The sequence below is a fragment of the Terribacillus aidingensis genome (assembly GCF_900215625.1).
GTDB lineage: Bacteria > Bacillota > Bacilli > Bacillales > Amphibacillaceae > Terribacillus > Terribacillus aidingensis.
The window spans coordinates 294,676-318,617 of sequence record NZ_OBEK01000002.1; the positions used below are offsets into that span (position 1 = coordinate 294,676).

Consider the following 23,942-nt stretch of genomic DNA (forward strand, 5'->3'; position numbering starts at 1 on the left):
CGGAAGAAGAAACAGAGGAAGCTGAAGGAACGGAAGAAGAGACAGAGGAAGCTCCTGAAGCAACTAGGTTACAAGGGAATGATAACAACTGGCTCTTTTATTTTTTAACTACAAATGTAAACAAAGCGTCCAATATTAGAAGAAATGAAATTGAAGAAGAGTATTGAGTTTATTCTCATCTAAAAACATCCATGGTGAACCGTACCATAAGTAAATGAGGTTTTCTTATAAGTAATTCTTTACTTATCATAGAAATAAAGAAAGAATAGTGTGATATTTTCTAACCCCCATCAAACTCAGGTGGGGGTTATTTTATTCGATCAGTAATTAAGAACTATCTAGAAAAGGAGCCTGCCTGCGTAAGTAAGGATTCATGAAAGTAAGGTGTGAGGGCACAAGGAGGACGTTATAGGATCAGTATTCCCGCCAACAAATGAAGATCCATGTCCAACCTTAAATCTAAATAAAAGATGCATTTTATATAGATTTAAGTACTATACAATTCAAAAGGATGGATTTTTTGTTTGTTCAATTAACGACGTTATTTTTCTTAATCTGATAATTTCATAGTGAATTATTCATAAAAATGCTATGTGTAACTCATTTCCATGGGTTATTATGGAACTAGTTGTTTCAAGGCTTGCAGTCTTTTTGTGGTTTTGCAAAACTTTTAGACATTGGTAATTAGGGGGAGCGCGATGAGTTATTCTAATGAATGGTTTAAAATAATGAATGAGGTTAAACATTTTCAAGACGATAACAGATATGTTTGGTATAGAGGAATTAATAACTCAGAATACAAGCTAAATTCAGGCATGTACAGAGAACATCATCCAACCATAAAAGCATATATAGCTCATGAAAGAAACAGGTACGAGGTTTTTAAAAGGATGGGTCATTTGTATTTAAATGAAGATGACTGGAGCCAGCTATTTGTAATGCAGCATCATGGAGTGAAAACTAGATTACTTGATTGGACTGAATCCTTTGCAGTTGCACTCTATTTTGCTTTATTAAATCCTATACCAGGAAAAGAACCGGTAATTTGGATGCTAAGTCCACTTAGGCTAAATAAATTATCGCTAAATAAAGCTTCATTTAAATCAACTAACATTAGTTACGAGGATTTTTTTGAGGTTTATATTCATCAGGAGCAGAAAGAAGTTAAAGAAAATGAACTTTATCATTCCGTTGCAACATATCCCTTAAGGAACAGTTCCAGAATAGTGGCTCAACATGGCATGTTTACTATACAAGGAGCAGCAGGTACTCCATTGGAAGAAGAACATGATGGGCATCTAGTTAAAGAAGGTAGTTTGAAAAAAATCGCAATCCCTGAAGAGGTAATGCGTGATGCTCACTCATTTCTAAGACAGGCTGGTGTTAGCCATTTTTCTATGTTTCCTGATCTTGATGGCCTTTCAAGGCACGTTAATTCATTATAAAGGAAGGTAAAAAACACAATGCTTCTTCTTTAGTGATTTTAGTATGATGTCAATCCACAATTACTCATCACTATTACATTATAAATGTTTAGTTATAAACTTCAGCTATTCTTAACGATTTTTCAATAATATATATGAATATAGTGGAGAGAATATAGATCTCTCTATGGAGGTTTTAAAGTGAACCAAGAGGAAAACGAAAAAAAATATAAGTTCCAAAAATTAACCCCTATAAATAATGTTGAATTAAGGGTTTATGAAAATGCCCTTAATTTCGTCTTTGATAACAGCGATATTAAGAATGTAGCAATATCTGGCCCCTACAGTGCCGGGAAAAGCAGCGTAATAGAGTCCTATAAAAATAATTCGGATAAGCAATTCTTACATATTTCTCTTGCGCATTTTTCTGAAACAGCACCGGATAACTTTTTAGATGGAAAAGGAGAAGCTCCTAGAGATGATTCTCAGACTGATAGTACGGTTTTAGAAGGGAAAATTCTTAATCAACTTATTCATCAGATCAAACAAAATAAAATTCCTCAAACTAAGTTTAAGGTAAAACAAAAAACTGAACCCAAAAAGATTCTTTTAACTACTTTAATTTTTACCATATTTTTAGTTAATCTTTATTATGTATTTTCTTTTAATAAATGGGCATCATTTGTTCCTACATTAGGCGCAAGTTGGTTAAAAAGTATATTAATGTGGACAACAAGTAATATAGTTTTACTATTTAGTGGCTTAGCGTGTTTTGTAATTATAGGAATAGCAACATATTATATGATTACACTTCAAAGGAATAAAAATTTTCTAAAAAGGCTCAAGTTACAAGGGAATGAAATAGAGATATTTGAAGAAAAGGAAGATTCATTCTTTGATAAATATTTAAATGAGGTATTATACTTGTTTGAGAACTCTAATGCTGATGCAATTGTTTTCGAAGATATGGACAGATTTAATGCCAATAAAATATTTGAGAAGTTAAGGGAAATTAATACACTTGTTAATAATAAAAAGGATAAAGAAAATAAAGCGCCCATTCGTTTTTTATATTTAATAAAAGATAATATATTTACGTCAAAAGATCGCACAAAGTTTTTTGACTTTATCCTTCCCATTGTTCCAGTTATAGATGGTTCTAACTCCTATGACAAACTAATTGATCATTTTACTGAAGGACATATTTTAGAACTATTCGATGAGAATTTTCTTAATGAGTTATCACTATATATTGATGATATGAGAATTTTAAAGAATATATATAATGAGTTTATTATTTACTATGATCGTATATTGTCCAAGGGGCTTAAACCACTAACTGAGCAGGAAAGCAATTCAACATATTTGAACCTAGATAATAATAAACTTCTAGGAATCATTGTATATAAGAATATTTTTCCTAAAGATTTCAGTGATCTTCATTTAAGAACTGGTTATATGTATACGTTGTTTGAAAATAAACCTTTGTTTACTGAAAAGGAAATAGAAAGAATTAATCAAAAGATAGATGAAATAGAAGAGCAGATTAAATTATCAGAGAATGAAATGCTAAAATCTCTTATAGAACTAGATGCTCTATATTTACTCTTAAATTATAAAATAAGTAGTGTAGGAGGACGAAAGATATCGGAATTTAAAACTCAAGTTCAATTGATTGAAGCAATAAGCAAGAGTCCTGATCAAGTCTATTATTCTTATGGGTATCAAAATAATCAACATCTTGATGTAACCTCTCCACTTAAAAAAGTAAGAGAGGATGAAAACTATATTAAACGAAAAAAAGCTATTGAAAGAAATGTGGAGAATCAAACTGAAAAGTTAAGAGTTGAATATAAGAAATTAATAAAACAAAAAAACAATATAAGAAATAGTAAGTTGAAAGATTTTATTAGTAAAGAAAATATCGATAGTATTTTTAACGTTATATTTACAAATGAAATTGGAGAAAAAAATACGTTTAACGAAATTAAAGGAAGTAATTATTTTCCGCTCATAAAATATTTAGTACGCTATGGATACATTGAAGAAAACTATTCGGATTATATGACATACTTTTATGAAAATAGCCTTAATCGTATTGATAAGAATTTTTTGTTAAGTGTTACGGATCAATTGGCAAAAGACTATTCCTATACAATAATTGAGCCGGAAAAGGTAATTGATAGATTAAATATTGGACATTTTGAGCGTGTTGAAGTCCTTAATTTTGATTTATTAAACTATTTATTAACCACAAAAATAACCAACGTTAGGTATCTAAGTAGCTTTCTTAAGCAATTAAAGGACACAAAGAACTTTGTATTTATTAGTGGTTTTTTAGAGCTTAGTAAAAAACCAGAAATTGAGTTATTTATAAAAGAGATAAATAATATGTGGCCAAATATCTTTCAAAGTATACAAGATGAGGCGGATTTTAACTATGAACAGACAAAGCAGTACTCTGTGTATAGTTTGTATTATTCTTCAGAAGCTGAAATCTTAGAGCTAAATAAAAGAAATTATCTAACTGATTTTATATCTGGTAGTCATGATTTTCTTGATATAGATTCACCAAATATCGAAAAGTTGATTGCTGGTTTTTCTCTACTTAAAGTCAAATTCGACTGGGTTAATTATGAAAATGCAAACACTAGATTGTTCCAAGAAGTATATGAAAATCATTTGTACAAACTGACATTTAACCTTATTTGTTTAATCTTAGAAAATATTTATGGAGTCATTAAAAGCGATGATTTCAAAAATAAAAATTATACTTTGGTGATTTCTAAGCCAGATGAACCTTTAGCACAATATATAAATAACAATTTTAGTCAGTATGTTAATGAAATTTTGGATAACTGTGAGGAGCGTATAACAGACGCAGAACCTGTTGCATTGTCAATAATTAATCACTCCGAAATTGATGAAAAGGATAAATTTACGTATATAAGCTACTTGGAGACAACTATTGAGCACATTGATAGTGTTAAAGACATTGATATGTGGGACTTGTTATTAGAAAAATTGGTAGTTGAATACTCGGAGTATAATATTTTAAAATATTTCTTCCAAAATGAATTAGATCCCCATTTGATTGATTTTATAAACGGGTCGGATCGGCTATTATCATTTAAGTCGATATCCATCGATAACCAATTTGGGGAAGGATCAACTTCAAAATTCTTTAATGCAATAGTAAAAAGTGATGAACTGGAAAATGGAAGATACGAATCTATACTCAATAATTTTGGGCGGTATTACAATTCATTTTCGCATACTGAGATCGAATTGAGTAAGATGGAAATCCTCATAAAAATCGATACTGTACGCATGACAGAAAAGAACCTTATCTTTATAAGAGAGAATTACAGTAGATTATTATTAAAATTCATTATCCATAATATTCGTGAATACACGGAAAAAGTTATTAACGAAGATAATTTTGAAATGGATGAACTTCTATCAATATTAGATGCGGATGTAGGGGATAAACATAAAATCAGTTTGCTTGAATTCTCCACCGGTATAATCACATTAAAGGGAAAAAATTACTCAAACGCAGTAAAACTACACATTTTAGAACATAATTTCAATGTTGAAGATCTTTTATTTTTGCTTAATAGCTATACTGAGGAAAGAAGTAAGCCTATTAAGGGAGCTATAAAAAACATCTCTATCCAGCATATTAATAAAATTATATCCGAAGGCTATTCCATACCTTTTGAATTACTTAAGGAAATGTTTCTGGTAGATCAAGTCGATTTGGAAACTAAAAAGGAATTGTTTGCTCAATATCTACCTGAAATGGAGGATAAACTAGTAGTAGAATGCCTTAAAGTTCTTCAAATGATAGATTTTCTAAGCTTATTAGAAAGAAAAAGGCCTACATTTGAAGTAAACAAAATCAATAAAAAAATCTTAGATAATTTCAAAGAAAGAAAATGGATAAAAGATTTCGCTACAGATAACCAAAACAAAGAACTTTTCCGCGCAAGCGGGCGTAATAGGCCAGATATTTTAGCATTATAATAGTCTTAAAAAAACAGTGAAAGTAAAGCTTGAATAAGTAGGACCATGACGCAGGCTTAGGCTTGTTACCTGGGTGCGTGACAACTCTGAATGCCAGTGTATAAATGTAGTTTAGCAAAGGACATTAGATTTATCGCATCAAGGACTAACACCCTAAGCTTGCTCTTGAGTTGGGAGCCCTTGATACACTATGCATCAACTGTCACAATGAGGAGTATATGAGGACATTCACTACCATTGGTGTCAAAGCTAAATAAAACATGAATTTTATTCGATATTCCTTCAAATATGATCATCATCAGAAAAAGGCTCCGCGTGATGAGCACGAAGCCAGGGCATTTTACACAAACCAATATTTGCATATGATTTGGTTACGTATATAATTTACTCTAATCCGTGAATCTTTGCAACAGAGTCAGCACAGAAAACTGTCTCTATTTATTTTGAGGTTTTAATCAATTACTTCTTTAATATGATCTAATCTATATTGCCACACCGTTCTTCTGGTGCTATTATTTAGAAGTTATGCATGATAATGGTACTGAGGAGATATTGGAATATGAAGCTAATAGAAAACGGATTGCACTCATTCAAAAAAGCGATACAAAATTTAAAACAGCTAGATAAAGAACAAAATAAAACTGAAAGAGAATTAATGATTAAAGACATAGTAATAGGCTTACATCATTCTATTGAAACGTTGTTCAAATATATGATACACAATAAAAATGAAATACTATTGTATGGTGATATAGAAGGATATTTTAGTGAACAGTTAGATATGATAATAAACAAAAACCCTAGGGACTATATCGGGCAAACCATAACATTTAAGGAAGCTGTTAAAAGGACAGTAGTTTTAAATAATATTCAGCTCGACAAAACTGAATTTGGCAGTTTTGAGCGATTAAATACTGTAAGAAATGCTATTACGCATCATGAGTATGATCTTACAGATAAGAAAATAATATACTTAATAACCCAAGTGATTACAGTAATTTTTCCTATATATACTAAACTCATACCTAAATTTGATCAGTATGTTATAGTTAATGATTTAAATCTAATTGGTAGCGTGCAAGTTAAGGAATTCCACGTATGGCGTTTCATACAGTTCTTTAAACTCAATACTAAATTCATAAAAGGCAAGGAAAAATTAGGTGCTATTCTCAGCAAAACAGATGAATTTAAGAAGCGCTCAGATAGAATAAAAAAGGAAGCATATATTACCTACCACGAGTGCCCTTGTTGTGATAAATCTTTCTTTATCAAAGAAAATATAATTTGGGATAAATCTGAAGAAAGAGGATACACTGGCCACTGCCTAATGTGTGAAATTACCTTAGATAAGGAAGACGCTTATCTACTATATCTATCATCAGCAAATTATAAGTCAATCTATAGCAACTCCGGGGTAGGATTCTCTATTGTCAGAGAGTTGTTGGGGGACTCTGATCTAGAGGATAAGCTAAATGCGGAAGAAATAAAAAAGATAGAAGATATTCTTCAACAACCAGAAAATGTAAGTTTGCTTACTGATTACACTAATGAATATCTGATGCTTGAATTAGAATTTATGCTAGAACCGTATGCACACGAAATTGCAGATAATTATGACTCAGCGCTCTTAGATAGTGCAATATATACAATGTATATTAAAAGATCTCATAAAGTTCATGAGCTTTCTGAGGATGATTTTGGCACGTTAGAAGGTATTATTGAGAATCTTGAAGCTCTCCAATTGTCAAAGGAGTATTACATTAAAGCGCTTAACCAAGAGTTTATTTTTTACCTTGGAAGAACTCATCGTGATCCCCACAATGACGAGGATATAGATATTAACATTGATGCTACTTTAACACTTACTGACAGGAGTTTCATAACAAGTGAAATGTACTAGTCTTTAAACACAAAAAATTCCCCCTTCTCAAATTAATGAGAAGGGGGAATTTGAATCTAATTTTATATAAAAATCCCAACTTGATAGATTAAATTACCTAATAATGTTACAATATAACCAAAAATTAGTTCATTGTACTTATGTTAGGGGAATTGTAATTGAAAAAGAAATCAGTCATTATAACTACTGCGATAATTTTAGGTATCGCTGGAATTGGTGGAACTGCTACATACGCAACAACTGTCAATAATCATAAAGAGATAGTAGCTGAAGCAAAGTCAGATATTAATGCAGATAATAAGAAATTAAAAGAACTAGCAGATACTATCAACAATTTTGAGCTAGAGGGCGGCTACCTTTCCGAAGATCTAACAGAAGATAATCTTATTAAGATTGAAGAATCTCTCAAACAAATTAAAGATACATATACTGATTATGAATTAGAAAAAGATGAATTGAATGATGAGATTAAAATCGTTAGTGATAGTAAAAAAGAAGTCGATGATCAATTTAAACGAATCCAGAGCAAATTCGAATCTCAAAAGCTAGTCAACAGTTTGTTTTCTACTAAAGCTATTGTATCTTCTATAATTAGCGATGTAGCAATTGCTGACAATGTTGATTTTAAGACTGTAGAGAATGTAAGTAAGTCTCTTGGATCTGTCAAAGAGGATAATGACTGGTACTTATCACTTGAGGGTTTGGTTAAACAAGCCGATGGTCAGTTGATCCAAATTGATACAGCTAAAAAAGCTATTGATGCCTTGTATAAAGTTGACAATGTAAAAGAAGACGTAACAATGAAACAGTATGACGAAGCTAAAGACGAGGTGGATTTCGTTAAGAACGAGTCTGTTCAGAAAAAGCTAGAAGATAAACTAGAACTAGTTTTAAAACAAGTTAAGTCTAATGAAGAAAAAGCTCGCAAAGAAGCGGAAGCACAAGCACAAGCAGAGGCTGAAGAAGAATCTAGGCTTGAAACTGAAAAGCTAGCTCAAGAAGCTGTAACTGAAAAGGTAGCAAAAACACAAACAGAAACTCAAAACTCTAGTTCACAAAGCTCAAACACAGAGGTGTCTGAAGGTGGTTCTTCTACTAGTACCCCAAACAACTCAAGTGGTTCTAAAAGTTCATCTAGTAACTCTGTAAGCAGCGGAGGCTCCAGTTCCTCGTCCAGCGGTTCTAGTTCATCTAAGACCAGTAATGAGTCTGCAAGCTCTCAAAAGCCCTCTAATAGTACTACTGATGGTGGGGGCACTTCAACTTCTAAATGTACTAAAACAGGCGAAGGTGATATTAAAAATCACGGAGGAGACGGCCAATCGGGTAAGACTTATGAAGCATGGACATGTGACTTTGGCGAACTAAGTGGTGTTCCTTGGGATGAATTTTCAACGAGCAATTAATATTCATAGAAACAAAAAAATACCCCTAATCCAAATCAATGGATTAGGGGTATTAAAATTTAGTCTTATCCGACTAATGCTTTCCATGTCTGAGGGCCAATGATACCATCCGGAATAAGCTTCTTAGATTTTTGAAACTTAATAACCCCAGCTTTAGTGCCAGAACCGTAAACTCCATCAATTGATACATATACACCTCTCAGTACAAGAGCTGACTGTGCTAGGTGAGTCCACCATTTGGAATAACTGTGGACACTAAGTACTTTTGTAGCTTTCTGAGTCTTAGGACCCCAGATACCATCAATATCTGTTCCACCATAATATTGAAGGATGCGCAATGCTGCGTTTAAAGACTTGGGCCCAGTGTAGCCATCAACAATTAACTTAGTGAATTTAGCTTTTCTAGGGTAATTACGAGAGTTAAGGAATGCTTGCGCTTCACGAACATTAGCATTCCCTTTAGAACCACTAGTTGAAGACTTAGTTTCTTTTTTAACAGCTTCAGCCTTACCACCTTTAAGCGAGGCTAGCTCATTGGCAATTGCCTGCTTGACCTCATTCCAGCGGCCTTCATCTAAGACACGATGAGGGCAGTATTTACCAGACCACTCTTGATGTTTCTTGACTCGATTAATACCCCAGCCTTTTTTGTGAAGTAGTTGAGCTATAAATTTTATGGCAAGCTTTTCAGCTGCTTTATATCTTGCACCGCCGGATTTAGAGTAGCAAACTTCAACACCAATAGAAGTCCTATTACCCGAGTTAACACCGGATCCATCTCCACAGTGCCAAGCATTGCGATTCTCAGGTATTCCTTGAATCACTTGCTTATCATCAACTGCATAATGATAGGAGACTTCGTTATTGTTATTCTTCATATAATTGATTTCAGACTGAGCCGAAGCATCATTTGCTGTGTTGTGGAAAGTTATGTACTTAGCTGACATGGTATTAGGGCATTTAATACTATATTTACTTTTAGATACGAAGTCTTTCTTAACTTTAATCCCCATTGATTTTATCGACTCCTTTAAGTTGTATGAAAAAAAGAGACACAGTATAAGCCGTGTCTCATAAAGTGATAGAAGATATGTAATTCTGTTACTCAGTTTTAGTTAACCCGTCTTTTTGAAGTGCTTCTTTTTGCATCTGCCCTTTAGCTGTAACGTAGTTATTCTTAAACCATGCTATGCCAGCAGCAATTACAGTAAAAATTGTAGCTAATACTTCACCCCATACATCCTCAGTTCCAGGAATAGGGGTTAGACCATTGGCCATCAATAACTGGTTAGCCAAGGCTATGATCAATACGATAGAGCGGATAATTGTACCTTTGTCCATAAATAATTCCTCCTCAGAAATATGTATAAAAATAGAGGCCGAGGAGTCTCACCCCGACCTCTTACTTGCCAATCCATACTCCGAACAGCGCGAGAACAATACCTGAAATAACAGAAGTGGCAATTGTAACGATTGTTTTCTTCCAGCTCTTTAGATCATCCTCGCTGTCATCTTCAAGATCTGTTGTTCTCTCATCCAACTGTCCGACCTCATCTTTTAAGTAAGTCATATCCTTCTTTATTTCAACCACATCTGTCCTTGTGGAATACATGATTTCATTAGATTTCTCCATTTGTACCTTCATATCTTTATTTAACTCTATCTGCATTTCTGAGAGCTGAGACAACTTATTGAGTATTTCTGTATTTTCTTCCTGTTTACTAATTCGCTTATCATGGTTCTTTACAATAATCTCTAACTGCGCCAAGCGCTCTGGTATCTCCATTGTCATAATTTATTCTCCTCAAGTCGTTGGTGGGGCAGTGTCACCGGATTCAGGTTGATCTGGTTGCTCTAGGACTGCTAGTCTTGCTTCTAGATTTGCTAATTTGGCCACTAGCTCATCTCTTTGTTCTTTTGTCCAGTGGATATCTGTATTAGAGATGTGATTATCGAAGTCAATTTTCGTAGCCTGCTTTGTATTGTCTACGTTTGATAAGCCAACTTGAGATTTTGTAACTCCATGAGGATTGTTAGTACTACCTGTATGTGCTTCAAATTCACTCTTAGAGGCTTGTTGCACATTGTCGACATTAGCAAGACCAACTTGAGCTTTGGTAGTGGCGTGAGGGTTATCCTTACTTTCTGCATGGTTAGTAATCGTGATTTTATTATTGTCTGATTGAGTTTTCAGCGAGGTAAGGGAGGAGGAGAGGGTGGCTATATCGTTAATCATCTTGATGAAGTCATCTATATCCAGATGAATTGTTTCTTCTTCATCGGATACTGCTCCAGTTCTGACCATAATCCAAGAATCCGTCTCGTCATCATGTATCTTGAGTACTGCCATAAATTCACACTCCTTTTAATAAAATTAGAAAAGACCTTCTATATATCTCTATATAAAAGGTCAATTTTATTTAGATTTTCATTTACATTTTCAAACATAAAGCAATTCCGTAACCACGCGTAGCATTATAAGGGGAAGTAAGCTTCATAACTCTAATCTTAGTGGGTTCTGTAGACTTAACTCCGACACCGTTGTCAGCAGTTAGATAATCTCCATATCCAATACCATCTGCTACTCGAATAAATAACTGTCCCTGCAATCCAACCACATTCCATTCAGGTCTATCCGAACGCGGAACATAATCCGCACTTTCAACGTAGTTTGGATTAATAACAGGAGAGCTATAAACCTCACCAGACTCTGGATCTGTAATCTGCTCATAAATTACTCCGCCAAATTCATTGCGCTTATATCTACCTTGCCAATGAAACTGTGAGCCTCCAAGGAGAATGGCTGCAGTTTCCGAAATTGCCCCGATTACTAATTCATCTTTTTGAGCAGGTCTTACTTTATCAGCATCAATTGTAACTAATGTACCAGAGGGAATTGATTTACCATCTTTGGATTCAAAGTACTCGGCAAAGTCACTGAAAGTAGACCCCCCGTTAAATTGACCCGTAGAAGTAATATTTCCGTTCATAGAATCGATGTACCACTTGATGTTTGCTCTGCTTGGTTCTCCTGTTCCATATCCACCAGCAACTGAATAGTTGTCTTGATCTGTTAGCTTAACACCGTTAGAGGAGAGAATAGAACGAGAAGTAACGTCGCCTTTAATCTGTGAGTTGTTTGACGCAATAACTGCTGCACGACTACCATGAGCTTGAGAACCACCAGAAGAGGCCATAACGACTGTCCTTGCACCACCAGTTGTTGCGCCACCAGTGGTTGCTATTACGGCAGAAGCTTCTCCGCCAGCGTTACCACTAGAGGAAGCAATTACAGCACTTTTACTATTGCCTGCAATGGAGTTTGAGGTACTAGCAATTACAGCTGAGGAATCTGTTACTGCTTGGCCAGAGGAGGTAGCAGCACGGAATCCGCCTGGCAAGATGTTCGGGAAGTAAGTATAGTCACTACCAGCTACACGAGCAGGTATCTTATAGCCGGATCCACTTACACCTACAATGTGAGTGCGCGAGTTTGTGTACCAAATTCCGACTGAATCAGCCAAGTTTGATCCCTGAAGGTTGGCACCAATTAGCTTTACACTATTAATCTTACTACCTACTCGAATACCGACTCTGGCAGAATCGAATAGGTTAACGTTGGACAAGGATACAAAGTCTGCTTTTTGAGCACCGCCTGTTACGTAAATATCGGAGCCAGCTGTTTTAAATCCACGAATGTTAATTCCGTTAACTGTAATGTTGCTGCTCTTATACTGGAAGGCGACCACAGGGATGTCTTTATAATCGTGTGAAGGATCGCCAATAGCAGTGAAATTTGAAATGGACACGTTTCTATATGCAGAAATAACAAGAGCTCGGGGTGAAAGACCTGGATAAATGTCGTTCTGGTAAGGAGTAATGGAGGTACAGTTTGTTAGTGTCACGTTGAATGCTGTTGTAGAAACTGGGGCACTAGCTGTATGGAATCCAATGTGTCGCAAGTCAAAGGATCGACAGTCATTTTTAGAAACACAGCTAACCAGGTGGACGTTCTGTCCGGCAGGTGCTGTACTGTGTGCCTTAACTTCGTATCCACGACTACAGTTCTCACTTAAACAATTCAGGAACCAAACATGCTTGGATCCATCATCAGCCTCAAATCCGTTTGAGTTTCCACCAGCACCATTATGGTGAGCGTCACCGTTTGCATCGTAGGCACGACAGTTAGAGAGGAAAACGAAATCAGAGAAGTGAGTTGTGAAACCATCATCACCAAAGTTTGTAGAAGTACAGTTGTTGATCCATACATATTTACAGCCATTTTGCTGATATACTTTTTCCGAATCAGTTGAGCTATTGTATTTTGGGGAAGTTACATCAAAACCATGTAGGTAAGGATTGAGGGAGTGAACGTTGTTAACATAGATGTATTGGCCATTTACGATGCGCAAGCCACAGCCTGTACCGTCACCGCTTTCTACCGTCGCTTCTCGAAGCCTGTTACAATCCAGTGTCATATCTTCAATGTAGATATACATGTTAGGGGTAGTGTGACTCTTAAGTCTCAGCAGATCGGCATTACGCGGAGCAGAGTGATGCAACATGATTTTTGTATGTGCACCTGCACCGTAGAATTTTACGTAAGATGGTATCTTTAAGTTTTGCACCATGTAGTTCCCACCAGGTACAAATACTTTAACTCGTCCTGTGCCTAATGCTTTTTCAAATGCTGCAGTATTATCCGTTGCTTCTTTAGTGAATTTAGCATCTGCATAATATTTTTTGGTGGCAGGATTGAAGTAGTTAGCATCTGCAACTGCTCCATATTCCTGAACATTAACTGATCGAGTATGAAACTCATTAATGATTTTTTCAACTAGTGTAATCCCACTAGTCTTAAATTGAGAGATGTCACCAATTTCACTTTCTAGAGCTCTCAGCGTGTTATCAACTTCTTGTAGCATGCCGGTCAAGCTAGTATTTACTGTTGTAATATCTTCAAAAACTTTATCGATAATCTCTTGCAGCTCTTCAGGTGTAAAGCGATTGCCGTTTTCATCGAAGAATACGCTAGTGCCGATTACTTTCCAAACATGGGTAGCTCTGTCATATGTGCTAAAACGATGATCCATAATTCACAACCTTTCATTTAACAAGAAAGAGGCACTACAAGGAGCGCCTCTAATTGCTTTTTAATTTATAGATTCTAGCCAAATGAGTCGTTTATCTTCTGGGGGAGTAGAGGACTTTGTGATACGGGTAAGATATGGTTCTTTAACATCTTTTCGAATCCATACAAGGTTAACATTCACAGGGGCAATAGGGGAGACAAAGACATCTAACTTATCAAACTGCACTACATCAAGAAAGACCCATTCAAATCCATCATAACGATATCTACGGCCAGTATCTATAGCTGTGACCACCCAGCCAATCTCAGGATTAGGGTAGGTAGTTACAATTTCTGAATAAGTGTTTACAGCTTGCTTATAGTCTTTTTTGGTTTCTCGTACCATTGTCTCAAAATCTGAAGTGAGTTCTTGAGCATATACAGCCATATCATGTGCTTTGTTAGCACCGACCTCTGCACGATCAGCTTGTTCTTCAGCTCTCGTAGTTAAAGTATCCAGGGTTTCAGTAACTTCGCCATTTTCTTCCTTAACCCAAATTCGAGAGGCAGGGAAGTAGTACGCCCCCGTACCCTTGTAATCAAAGGAAAAAGACTTATTCTCATTATCTTCATGAAAATAAACTACACCATTCACATAATCCACTCTAAAGTAGTCAGGCTCTAGTCTAATGCTTTGAACTTCTTTCCAAACACGATTATTACCTTTTACTACCACGCGTTCACGCTTACTTGGAATCTCAGTTAACTGGACTCTGCCACCACGTACAGAGTGAGTTTCACCAGTAATATCTATGTATTGAGTTCTTTTTCGTGCAATAATGGGATCTTGATATCTGTCTAGTGAGTTATCCATTAATTCACCTCATTTCCTCTAAGCGTTGCTTAAGCATCTTGAGTCTCTGTCGCGTTTAACCGGTCAATGAATTTTGTTCTAACTAAATCGGCCAAAGCAGATAGATTAGGATTCCCAAAATATTCTTCTTTGCTAATCATAATCTGACCACTTGCGTATGCTTGCTGCAATGTGTCTGTGCTATTAAAACTAGTAGCGACTTCTTTTAAATCTAATCCATCTTCTGTATAAACAAATGTTACGCCTGTTACTTTGATTTTAATTGGTGCCGTCATATAAATCACTCCTGTGTGTTATTTTGAGGTTCTGCTACATCAGTGTTTTTTAATTGCTCTTCTAGTTGCGATATTCGATTGTTAGCTTGATTCAATTCTTGACGAAGTAAATCTCTTTCAGCATAAGTAATCTCAAGATCTACCGTTAAAACTCCAATTCTTTCACCTAGATTATTAGCTACTTTCTGTTCAAAAGTAATTGTATTTTGGTTTTGCAAAAGTCTCACCTCCATAAAAAAGAGAGAAGCTATTAACTTCTCTCCATGCAAATCTATAATTGAGCTAAATTTAGCCGGCTCTCTAATTTGTTATTTCTAGAGATTTCAGCATTGAGGGCAAGGGAAAGAGCTTCGTAATCCTGCAAAAGATTTTTCACTGCTTCTATTTGCTCCTGCTGTGATTTCCAAAGTATAGATACAATTGAATATGGGTCAACACCATCTTCATCTCTCATTAACGGGTTAACCATCTCATTTATGAAACCAACCTTTGGCTTATCAAAAATTAGTTTGTCTAAGTTGCTTTGTAGATGATATGTCCAAACTTGTTGACTAGAGACTAATTCTGAAGCGTGGGTCTCGAATTTTTCTAAATTTGATTTGAATTTAATAGAGGATCCAGTAGGGAAGGAACCTGCTCTAACAGGTCGATAAGTCATGTTACCGCCATTGTATCCCTTACTATCTACGACACGAACTTCACCATCGCCCATCATATAGATGTTGCTTGAAGAAGATCGAATGTTTCCAATAAGGTCACGCGTTGCTGTAACATCTCTTGCTACTAGATCCCCTGTATTATAATCTCCGTTTCCGTTAGTGACCCACACTGTAGGATTGACTGAAGATTTCCCGAAGCGGAGAGAGGATCCAAAGTTAGTGAGAGGAGAGCCATACTGTAGGACTCCATCAGTGTCAGATGAACTACTATTTTGCTTGACTGTGAAAGAGAAATGGTTGTTACCAACACGGTTGTCATCTTTTGGTCTAAGGATTACACGGCCTGTACTTGCCATGATGATTGTATCTCTGGCTGCATCCATAACAATATCTCTACTGTCTGTCTTCAAGCCAATTGTTCCTAAGTTAGAGTATAGTGTAAGCCCTCGTCGTTCGGTGTCGAACATATGAGAGAAAAACTCAACTACGCCGGAACCAGTTCCTTCATCACCATCAGCACCAACAGCTGTGGTTGAAATACCGTTATTTGTGAAGTACAGGTTTCTTCTGCCTCGAGAATCATTGACCTTTGTGATACGAACCATACCACCACCAACAGTAATTTCACTATCCAAGCTTTCGGTTTGACCGAACCAAGTACGAGAGTATTGACCACGTGTTGAAAGAAGTGCTCCGTCTATCTTGGCATACTCATTACCGCTACCGCCCTGAACTGTAATTCTTCCAGCATCTAGTGTTCCACTTGTAATGTACTTAGCATCAATTCCTTCAACGCTAAGGTGTTTAGCCTTAATAGCTCCATCTTCAATTTTCACAGCAGACATCTGTTTGGTTAGAGTAATATCGTCTAGCCATATGTTACCCGTAGTACCGTCATTACCAATTGAAATCTGCAGCAGAGAAACGCCCGTTGAAGGGACAGTGTATACACCCTCAATGAAAGTCCAGTTTGGTTTTACTCCTTGGTAGTTGTAAGCAGCCAGGAGTGCGCCGTTTTGATTTCCGAAGCGAAGTTTTGAGTTGTCTGCTTTGCCGTTCCAGTTAGAGTCGGTCTTAATCCAGAAGGAGTAATATATCTTATCTCCGCCTTGAACCGGAATGTCTCTCTTTAATCCTATCCCCACCTTACCAGGGGGTATTCTAAAGGACGAATTAGAAGATTTATATGTAGAGGTATCTACAATTGCATCTGCTCCCCATGGGCTGGTATTTTGATCACCTTTATTTTCCCAGCTTGCATAGTTGGCAAAGTCACCGATAAGCAATCGATCCGTGCTAATTTTGATTTTCTCAGGAGTTAGTTTGATCGCAGATAAGACATTGTTCTTTTCAACCCTAAGATTAATCTGATTGGCTTGTTGTGTTATGGAGGATTCTGCAGTTGAGAGGCGGTTTGTCACAGCATTTAGCTCTGATTGGGAAACTTTTAGCTTTATCTCACTAGCTTGTTGAGCTATAGAAGATTCAGCCTGAGAGATACGACGTTTTATATCTTCAGGCGAAGGTGAATAGTCCGTTGGCACATTACCTTTCTCAAGTTGGATATCAGAGACAAAGATTAAGCCGTATGAACTTGAGGACAAGTCACTCGCTACCCTGTCTCCCAATAGAATATAAGCAGAATCTGAAGATGTTCGAGCCGTGAATTTAATAACATATTCATAGACATATAAGTCATAGTTTCCTAAAAATCTACCGTACACCTTATGTTCTGACACTCTTTTATTTGTGGAAATACCTTGGTTGCTAGCATCGTCATACATTAAGTAGGTGTAATTCATGGTATTTTCGGCATTAGGATGAACAGCAACAAGGAAGCTTAGTACATACTCTTGTCCAGCCACGACATTGAATCTATCCGGTGATTGCACTCCAAATGTAGTACCTTGAGTTGCACCCCTTATAGATTCGATTCTCATAAATCTTTTAGTTTCTCCTGTTGTAAATGTAACTGATGAAGCTATGCCATCAGAATTGGTATTTGTACTCCATCGCTTCCATTTTCCGATATTTCCACCTATGCTGAAATCTGTGTCAACAAGCAAGTTCCTAGAACCTATTTTAATCTGATTAATGGCTTCATTAATCCCTGTCGTTAACTGGGAGGAGCTAACCTTAGTGGCGATAGCATCGTTTGCAACTTTTAAACTTGCGTTAGTATCAGTCACAAACTTGCTATATGTACCTTGATCAACCTTATTAGCCACCTCAGTTTTTGTTGCGCGGAGCTCAATGTCGCTCTCAGTCTGTGAGATACGAGTCTCAGCTTGAGAAATGCGACCAGCATTTGATTCTGTCTTAGTGACCAGTTGCTCTATGCGATCCGCCTGAATTTTTAAAGATGCTTCAGATTGAGATACGCGTTCCTTAACAGGGGAAAGGGAGGAGTCAACATAGGCAGTTTGGTCAGAAGCACTAAGCCTCCAGTCACTTGCCTTATTGCCTTTTTCTAGTTGAAAGTTTGCTACATTTACGATAGCAGTACCAATGTTATATACGAACCCTTGCCAGTAATATCTCTGATTGTCATTAGGAGTCTTGAAAGTTATCCAAGACTTGCCAAATGTTGTTCCAATAGTTGAGTTATGGCTAATAATTATTTCCTTGTGCTCACCAGAAGCCTTTGTGGAGCTAAGCCACATATGAAGCGGAGTCCCTTTATTGCCTGCTATAGCTTTGTCTGCTTTTGCGGTAATGCTATACGTATACGTTGTATTCGGCTCTAACTCAATCCAATTTACTGTTTTAAGTCCACCATTACCTACAACCTTAATAGTATTAAAGCTTCTGTAAGTAGCAGCTTTATCTGTACTGAGCGTTGCTCCGTTTGACATAAAAGAAGCAAAACTGTCAACGAAATTTCCTGACCCATCCATTAGGTTGGTCGCGCCAAACTCAAGATTCTCATACTCGTCTCGCGTAACCCTCGCATTAATTGCATCAGACTGAACTGCAAGTTCTGAAGAATTTAGGTTAACTTTAGTAACTAAAGCATCAAATTCTCCTTTACCAGCTTTGCCGCCTAGTAAATTATCTGCCTGTGTGCGAGTATAAACATCTGAAGAACTAGCTTTAAGCTTTATAGCCTCTGTGTTTTGTGTAATTAGGGTATTTGCATCAGAAATTTTTAGGTTAACTTCGTATAATTTACCCTCAACTTCAGACTTAGTATAAGTGGTGGATTTATCAGCTTTAAAAGTGATATCGTTGGCTGTTTGTGTAATGGAGGTTTCTGCTTTGGTCATTCTATTATCGAGGTTAGAAATATCTTTCCCAGTGTCTTCAGGTGCAGCCGACCAGGAACTCACTTTCGTTCCATCTTCCAACTGTATTTTTTTGGCTTCTGCATTGCCCGTATTACCTTCCACAATTATCTTTACATATGATTGTAATTGTTCATTGCCATCGCCCTTGACTCTAAAATAGCCGGAATATTGCACCCATCCGTCTGCAAGCGGTTTTTTAGACATGCTCGTTTCACTTAAGCGTAGCGCCCAGTTGTCTGTGCCTATTTTACCAACAACTATATTCTGAAAAGGTCTCATTGTTTCGTTCGCCTTAACTTGAAGGGAAAGTGTGTAATACTTATCCTCGGATAAATACTTGCCTGCATTTGGATGTACACTAGTGTAAGTTATTTGCAAGTAATTTGGATTAGGAGTTGCCCAAGTCAACAGCTTCTCAGAATCAAGAATATAGTTACGACCACCCAATTCTAGTTTATCAAATTCTGTTTTAGTGACACGCTGCTCAATAGCATTCGAATTAGCAATCATATTAGACTCGGCAACTTCTAGTCTACCTGTAACTATGTCTAAGGTAGTCTTGTCAGCTTTCGCTTGAATAGCATCTTTATTAAGGAAAATTTGAGTGCCTTGGCTTGCTACAGTGTCAGACAGATTGTTGAATTCTTCCTCACTTACCTGAAGGTTTATTTGATCGGCTAGAGTGTTAATTTGAGCAGTTTGGTTTGTGAATTTTCCGTTCAGCAAGTCAAAATCTGTTTGCTCGACCTTTGATTTTATAGCAGTACTAGTCTGTTCGATATTAGACTCTGCAGTTGCTAATCTACCTGTAACTGTGTTCAGCTCTTCTTGTCCAACTTTGGATGCAATAGCGTCATTCATTACAGTAAGAGAACTCTCAGTAGTCGCTAACCGATCTCCGAGATCGTCCATCTCAATCTTCTCGGCTTTCAGAGCAATAGCTTCTTTATTAAGTTTAATCTCAGCGTTTGCCGTACTAACACTGTCTTTAACATTTTCAAGGTCAGCTTCAGTTTCTGATACTTTCAATGAGATGCTGTCTGCTTTTTGATCAATCTCGGAAATCTTAGTGGAGTGGGAGAGAACAGTGTCATCTAATTCGTTTAATACAGTTTCTTGATTACTTACTTTTTGATTGATACCATTTACAGTTAAATCAATGCTGGACATTTTTTCGTTGTAAGATGTAGCATCAACTTTATTTCCTAAAGCAGTGTCTACTTCATTTTTCTTATACACATCTGTAGCGTTAGCTTTAAGACCGATAGAAGTAGCCTGCTGCTGGATTAAAGTTTCCTGAGAAGAAACCTCTTCGCCAAGATTGTCGAAATCCAGCTGTTTAACTCTAGAAGCTATTTCTTGAGAGTTCAGTGAAATGTCTGCCCGAGCTTTGCTCATTTTGCCATCTAGATCCGTTAAAGTCTGTGCTTGTACAGCAAAGGAGCCCTTCACCTCGTCTAATTCAGTCGATATAGTTGATAGTTGGCCGCCATGCACAGCGATAGCATCTTTGTGGGCCTCTATTTCAGCCAGAGCATTGGTTACATCTTGTCTAACTGTAGAGATGTTTGCTTTAGCAGTTTCGACTTCTTGCAAGCTTGCTTGGAGATTTCTATTCAACTCAGCTAATTTACTGTCAACAGTTGAATCATCTGCTTTTCCAATTAACGATTCAAGTATAGCGTCATACTCTTGCTGATACTTCTCAATGTCAACTTTCTTAAGCAAGTCATCACGAATTGTATTGTACTCTTCTTCATACTGGGTTAAGTCAACCTTAGCAATCAGCTCTCCATTGACATATTCAAGGTCAGCTTTGTCTGCAATATCTTGAACCATTCCTGCTGCTTTCTCTTCTAAAGCTGTTGCTTTATCTTCTAGTTCTTTTTGAAGATTTTGCATTTCTTCTAGCTTTTTGCCTGTGTCAATTTGAAAATCTTCTAAGTTATCTCTGATGAGTGTGTCTTCGTCAGTAATAACTTGGAGTTCATCTTTGATCTTATCAATGTTATCCTTAACATTCTCTAGGTCATCTTTGATCTCTTCAGAAGCTACGTCATATTTTGAAATATATTTTTGCTGTTCAAAGTCATAAACCTCGAATCCACCTTCAGATGTAATCTTTACATTAGCCTCACCATCTACAGGAGGGTCTTCTTCGCTAAATTTAAAGTTAATATCATTTAGCTTACCTGCAACATTGCCTTTCATCTCAATAGATGCTTTAGGACGATAAGGTTCTTTATTACTTATCTTTTCAGATAGGATAATGCCATTTACATTAACGTCTGTATCCACACGGCGGTATGCCTGGACAGCGATAGAGTAGTAGAGGTTGGCCGGAATACCGGAGAACGTGTAAGAACGTGCTACTGGATTATTAACATTAATTTCCGTTTCTTTAGCATTAGTTGCGCCAAAAACATACTTATCGGAGAGGTTGCTAGAGTAAAGGTAGAGCTGGAAACCGTCAATGTTATGCTCGTCTTTTTCATCTGTAGGGAAGTCCCAGTTTAGAGTTAAATCTACAGAGCCGTTATCGTTCTCTGTGTGGGAAATAGGAGAAGTCGGTAGGGTAGGATCGGCAGGAGTTGTGCTAATACGGTCATTACGGAGAGTGAAGTTTTGGTGAGTATACTCATAGTTGGCTTTCTTCGCATTGTATTCTGTCTTTGCTTTTTCAACTGCATATAATGCACTAATTACCTTTTCGGCGTCAGACTGAACTCGTTTTTGGTTGCTAAGAGTGATAGAGATATTACGCTGATCAAAGTCGAATGTCATCTCAATAACTTTAGCTTTAATGTCAATGTCTAGCTGTCTGTGATGGTTGCGTATAATGTCGCCTAATGATAGACGATTCCAGTTTTTCTTCTCGCTTGAAACTTCGAAGAAATTGACTATGTTAGTAGTCACATTAACTGGGGGAGTATTCATTTCAGCCAACTGTTCTATACCAGCATCATATAACTCAGACTCGTCGTAGATGTTGTCGTTAGACCATTCTTCTTCGTGAATAAAGTTTTGTTCTAACTCAGCCAGGAGAGCAGGGGAGAGGTTGTTTTCAAGTTTTAGCTTTCCTTTTAAAATACCGATTTTATCCTGAATTGCTGTTACTTCAGATTTGATAGTATCGATTTTTTTCTTCTGATCATCATATGCTTTAACTTTGGCATCGGCATCAGCCTTAGCAGCAGTTAAATCTGCTCCCTGAATGCTTTTTCTTGTTTCCAGGAAGTCTAAAGCTTTTTCCTTTTCAAGCTTTTTATTGAACAGTTCTGTTTCAGCAGCTAACTGTTCTTTTTGTTTAGCAGTTAGATTATCGAGAAACTGTTTGTACTCTGTGTTAGTTTTGTTGACTAGTTCATTGTAATCCAAAATAGCATGCGCAAGGTCATCGGTCATGTATTCGCTGGATTGAATTACATTTCTATTCTCGTCTCTTTGGAAAGGATAGAGGTAGAAAGAGAAATCATCAACGTAGGATTGGCCAGTTGGATTAACACCGTTTATGCTAAGGCCGTCTTTGCCGGTTACAATTAATCGCGTAACTAGTTGATCTATATCTATCTGGTCAGTAATGGAATCCATATACTTCCCGTCACGGTTTATAAAACCTTTGTATTCAGAGAGCTCATCCTCTTTGTAGAAATGAATTTTATTCAGTGCCGTATCGAATTGAGGTATTACCTTAAATGTCTCACATACTGTGTAAAACAAATCTAGGCGGGTCACTCCAGATACATCAAAGGATCGAGCCTTAAGCTGAATCTCCGGGTTAATATAGCCAATTGTAAGCCCTGTGTCTTTAAGGATATCTTCCATTACTTGCTTAAGAGAATATGAGGTTACTTCGTAAACTCTCATTTTCCTCCAAATTAGCGAATGAGGAGCTAATTTACAAGTAACGCTATATGAATCTGCAGTCGAATTAGACTTACTAATACCAGTAATGACATACCACTCAGGCTCAAAAAAATATGAAGAAAACTTAATTACGTAACGTTCTTTAAGCATTTTCATTACAGGGTTTTTAATACGTTTGTGATTTCTTACTATGTACAATGGAACTTGGAAACTCAGATCATTAAGCTTTCCAAAGCGAGGAGTAAATTGTAGCCCATTGAAATGAGTTATATTAGCGATTTTTTGTCGATAGGGTTTATGTAGTGAAATCTTAGGTCTTTTAAACTCATAGTTCTTTTCAATAGTGTAAATAACTTACGCCTCCTTTAGAAATATTTGAATTCATATTCAAAGCTAATGATACAACTGCCTTTAATATTTAATCGGTTAATACCAACGGGCAGCTTTATGTACTCTTCGTTCGAGCTATCGTAGCGTGAGATACCCAGTAAACTTGTTTCGATTAACTCATTTGCACAGTCAATAGTAACCTTTTCACCATCTTGCAAATCTTCAATTTTAAATGGGGAATCATAACTTGAAAGGTTCTCGATCTCAATGCTGCCATTTCCTGTTTTCTCAATGTGAATTACTGGCATAATTGGTAGTTCACCGTTATTGTCAATCTCAATCGGAACTTTGATTAATGGGTCGGCAGTGTTGTAGATAGGGGAGGATATGATATGGCTGTAAGAGAAAGGTGAGTCGCATCTTACTTGAACAGTAATATAGCCTTCACCTCTAGCGTTGTGCTTGAGGGTTGAAACGTCATGGAATAATACATAAAATACCTTGTCAATGTCTGCTTCAAATGAAAGGGGAGCGTAGTTATCAAGGTATAGCCATTTCTTAATGTTACTAAGATCGAACTCGTTAAATTTCTTGTTGACGTAAAGAGTTAGTGGGAAGGAAAGAGGCTCAGTATCTAAACCTTCGAAGTAGGGTATATCATTGTTCTTCACTTTTGTTTCTCTGATAGTTCTATTTGCTGCAAAGCTCTCTTCGTATAAGTCACTGCCTTGATTGACACTAATTACGTTGTAATCACTTGACTTCTCATTGTTGAACAGAAAAAATAAAGATTCTTTTATCAAGTTTTCACCTCCAAATA

At 36.6% G+C, this 23,942-nt stretch carries 14 protein-coding genes; 4 read left to right on the plus strand and 10 right to left on the minus strand.

The features are described 5' to 3' along the window. Nucleotides 1–698 precede the first annotated feature (698 nt). From CRO17_RS06825 to CRO17_RS06840, 4 genes are all read left to right on the plus strand, one after another. Nucleotides 699–1,445, plus strand: coding sequence for an FRG domain-containing protein (locus CRO17_RS06825; RefSeq protein ID WP_097040629.1), 747 nt, complete (start codon nt 699–701; stop codon nt 1,443–1,445). A 180-nt stretch (nt 1,446–1,625) separates the two neighbouring features. Further along, complete coding sequence (locus CRO17_RS06830) at nt 1,626–5,453, plus strand: YobI family P-loop NTPase (RefSeq protein ID WP_097040631.1); 3,828 nt, start codon at nt 1,626–1,628, stop codon at nt 5,451–5,453. A 559-nt stretch (nt 5,454–6,012) separates the two neighbouring features. After that, nucleotides 6,013–7,353 carry a hypothetical protein gene (locus CRO17_RS06835; protein WP_097040633.1) on the plus strand — a complete coding sequence of 447 codons (1,341 nt, stop codon included), beginning with the start codon at nt 6,013–6,015 and terminating at the stop codon, nt 7,351–7,353. Nucleotides 7,354–7,511: 158 nt separating this feature from the next. Beyond that, on the plus strand, nt 7,512–8,759 hold the full coding sequence (locus CRO17_RS06840; RefSeq protein ID WP_097040635.1) for a hypothetical protein: 1,248 nt from the start codon (nt 7,512–7,514) through the stop codon (nt 8,757–8,759). A gap of 65 nt (nt 8,760–8,824) precedes the next feature. Here CRO17_RS06840 and CRO17_RS06845 read toward each other — a convergent pair whose 3' ends face one another. The 10 genes from CRO17_RS06845 to CRO17_RS06890 form a co-directional block, all read right to left on the minus strand. Further along, on the minus strand, nt 8,825–9,772 hold the full coding sequence (locus CRO17_RS06845) for a peptidoglycan recognition protein family protein (protein ID WP_097040637.1): 948 nt from the start codon (nt 9,770–9,772) through the stop codon (nt 8,825–8,827). 88 nt (nt 9,773–9,860) lie between these two features. After that, entirely contained in the window at nt 9,861–10,100 is a 240-nt protein-coding gene (locus CRO17_RS06850) for a phage holin (protein WP_097040639.1), read from the minus strand. A gap of 61 nt (nt 10,101–10,161) precedes the next feature. Beyond that, nucleotides 10,162–10,551, minus strand: a complete 390-nt coding sequence (locus CRO17_RS06855; protein ID WP_097040641.1) for a hypothetical protein — start codon at nt 10,549–10,551, stop codon at nt 10,162–10,164. Nucleotides 10,552–10,563: 12 nt separating this feature from the next. Then, nucleotides 10,564–11,109, minus strand: a complete 546-nt coding sequence (locus CRO17_RS06860; RefSeq protein ID WP_097040643.1) for a hypothetical protein — start codon at nt 11,107–11,109, stop codon at nt 10,564–10,566. Between the two features lie 82 nt (nt 11,110–11,191). Next, nucleotides 11,192–13,852, minus strand: coding sequence for a peptidase G2 autoproteolytic cleavage domain-containing protein (locus CRO17_RS06865; protein ID WP_097040644.1), 2,661 nt, complete (start codon nt 13,850–13,852; stop codon nt 11,192–11,194). Between the two features lie 60 nt (nt 13,853–13,912). Next, complete coding sequence (locus CRO17_RS06870) at nt 13,913–14,704, minus strand: hypothetical protein (protein WP_097040646.1); 792 nt, start codon at nt 14,702–14,704, stop codon at nt 13,913–13,915. A gap of 29 nt (nt 14,705–14,733) precedes the next feature. Further along, the gene (locus CRO17_RS06875) at nt 14,734–14,979 is read right to left on the minus strand and encodes a hypothetical protein (RefSeq protein ID WP_097040649.1); all 246 of its coding nucleotides are present in this window, start codon (nt 14,977–14,979) and stop codon (nt 14,734–14,736) included. A gap of 5 nt (nt 14,980–14,984) precedes the next feature. Next, a complete protein-coding gene (locus tag CRO17_RS06880) occupies nt 14,985–15,197 on the minus strand; it encodes a hypothetical protein (protein WP_097040650.1) in 213 nt (70 codons plus the stop codon). 53 nt (nt 15,198–15,250) lie between these two features. Next, complete coding sequence (locus tag CRO17_RS06885) at nt 15,251–23,143, minus strand: DUF7359 domain-containing protein (protein ID WP_425444426.1); 7,893 nt, start codon at nt 23,141–23,143, stop codon at nt 15,251–15,253. Nucleotides 23,144–23,157: 14 nt separating this feature from the next. Beyond that, nucleotides 23,158–23,925 carry a phage tail domain-containing protein gene (locus CRO17_RS06890; protein ID WP_097040655.1) on the minus strand — a complete coding sequence of 256 codons (768 nt, stop codon included), beginning with the start codon at nt 23,923–23,925 and terminating at the stop codon, nt 23,158–23,160. Between the last annotated feature and the right edge of the window lie 17 nt (nt 23,926–23,942).

What these genes read in the sequence shown, in the direction of transcription:
- CRO17_RS06825 (WP_097040629.1), top strand. Translation starts at nt 699, where the DNA reads ATGAGTTATTCTAATGAATGGTTTAAAATAATGAATGAGGTTAAACAT.
- CRO17_RS06835 (WP_097040633.1), top strand. Translation starts at nt 6,013, where the DNA reads ATGAAGCTAATAGAAAACGGATTGCACTCATTCAAAAAAGCGATACAA.
- CRO17_RS06845 (WP_097040637.1), bottom strand. Translation starts at nt 9,772, where the DNA reads ATGGGGATTAAAGTTAAGAAAGACTTCGTATCTAAAAGTAAATATAGT.
- CRO17_RS06850 (WP_097040639.1), bottom strand. Translation starts at nt 10,100, where the DNA reads ATGGACAAAGGTACAATTATCCGCTCTATCGTATTGATCATAGCCTTG.
- CRO17_RS06855 (WP_097040641.1), bottom strand. Translation starts at nt 10,551, where the DNA reads ATGACAATGGAGATACCAGAGCGCTTGGCGCAGTTAGAGATTATTGTA.
- CRO17_RS06860 (WP_097040643.1), bottom strand. Translation starts at nt 11,109, where the DNA reads ATGGCAGTACTCAAGATACATGATGACGAGACGGATTCTTGGATTATG.
- CRO17_RS06865 (WP_097040644.1), bottom strand. Translation starts at nt 13,852, where the DNA reads ATGGATCATCGTTTTAGCACATATGACAGAGCTACCCATGTTTGGAAA.
- CRO17_RS06870 (WP_097040646.1), bottom strand. Translation starts at nt 14,704, where the DNA reads ATGGATAACTCACTAGACAGATATCAAGATCCCATTATTGCACGAAAA.
- CRO17_RS06875 (WP_097040649.1), bottom strand. Translation starts at nt 14,979, where the DNA reads ATGACGGCACCAATTAAAATCAAAGTAACAGGCGTAACATTTGTTTAT.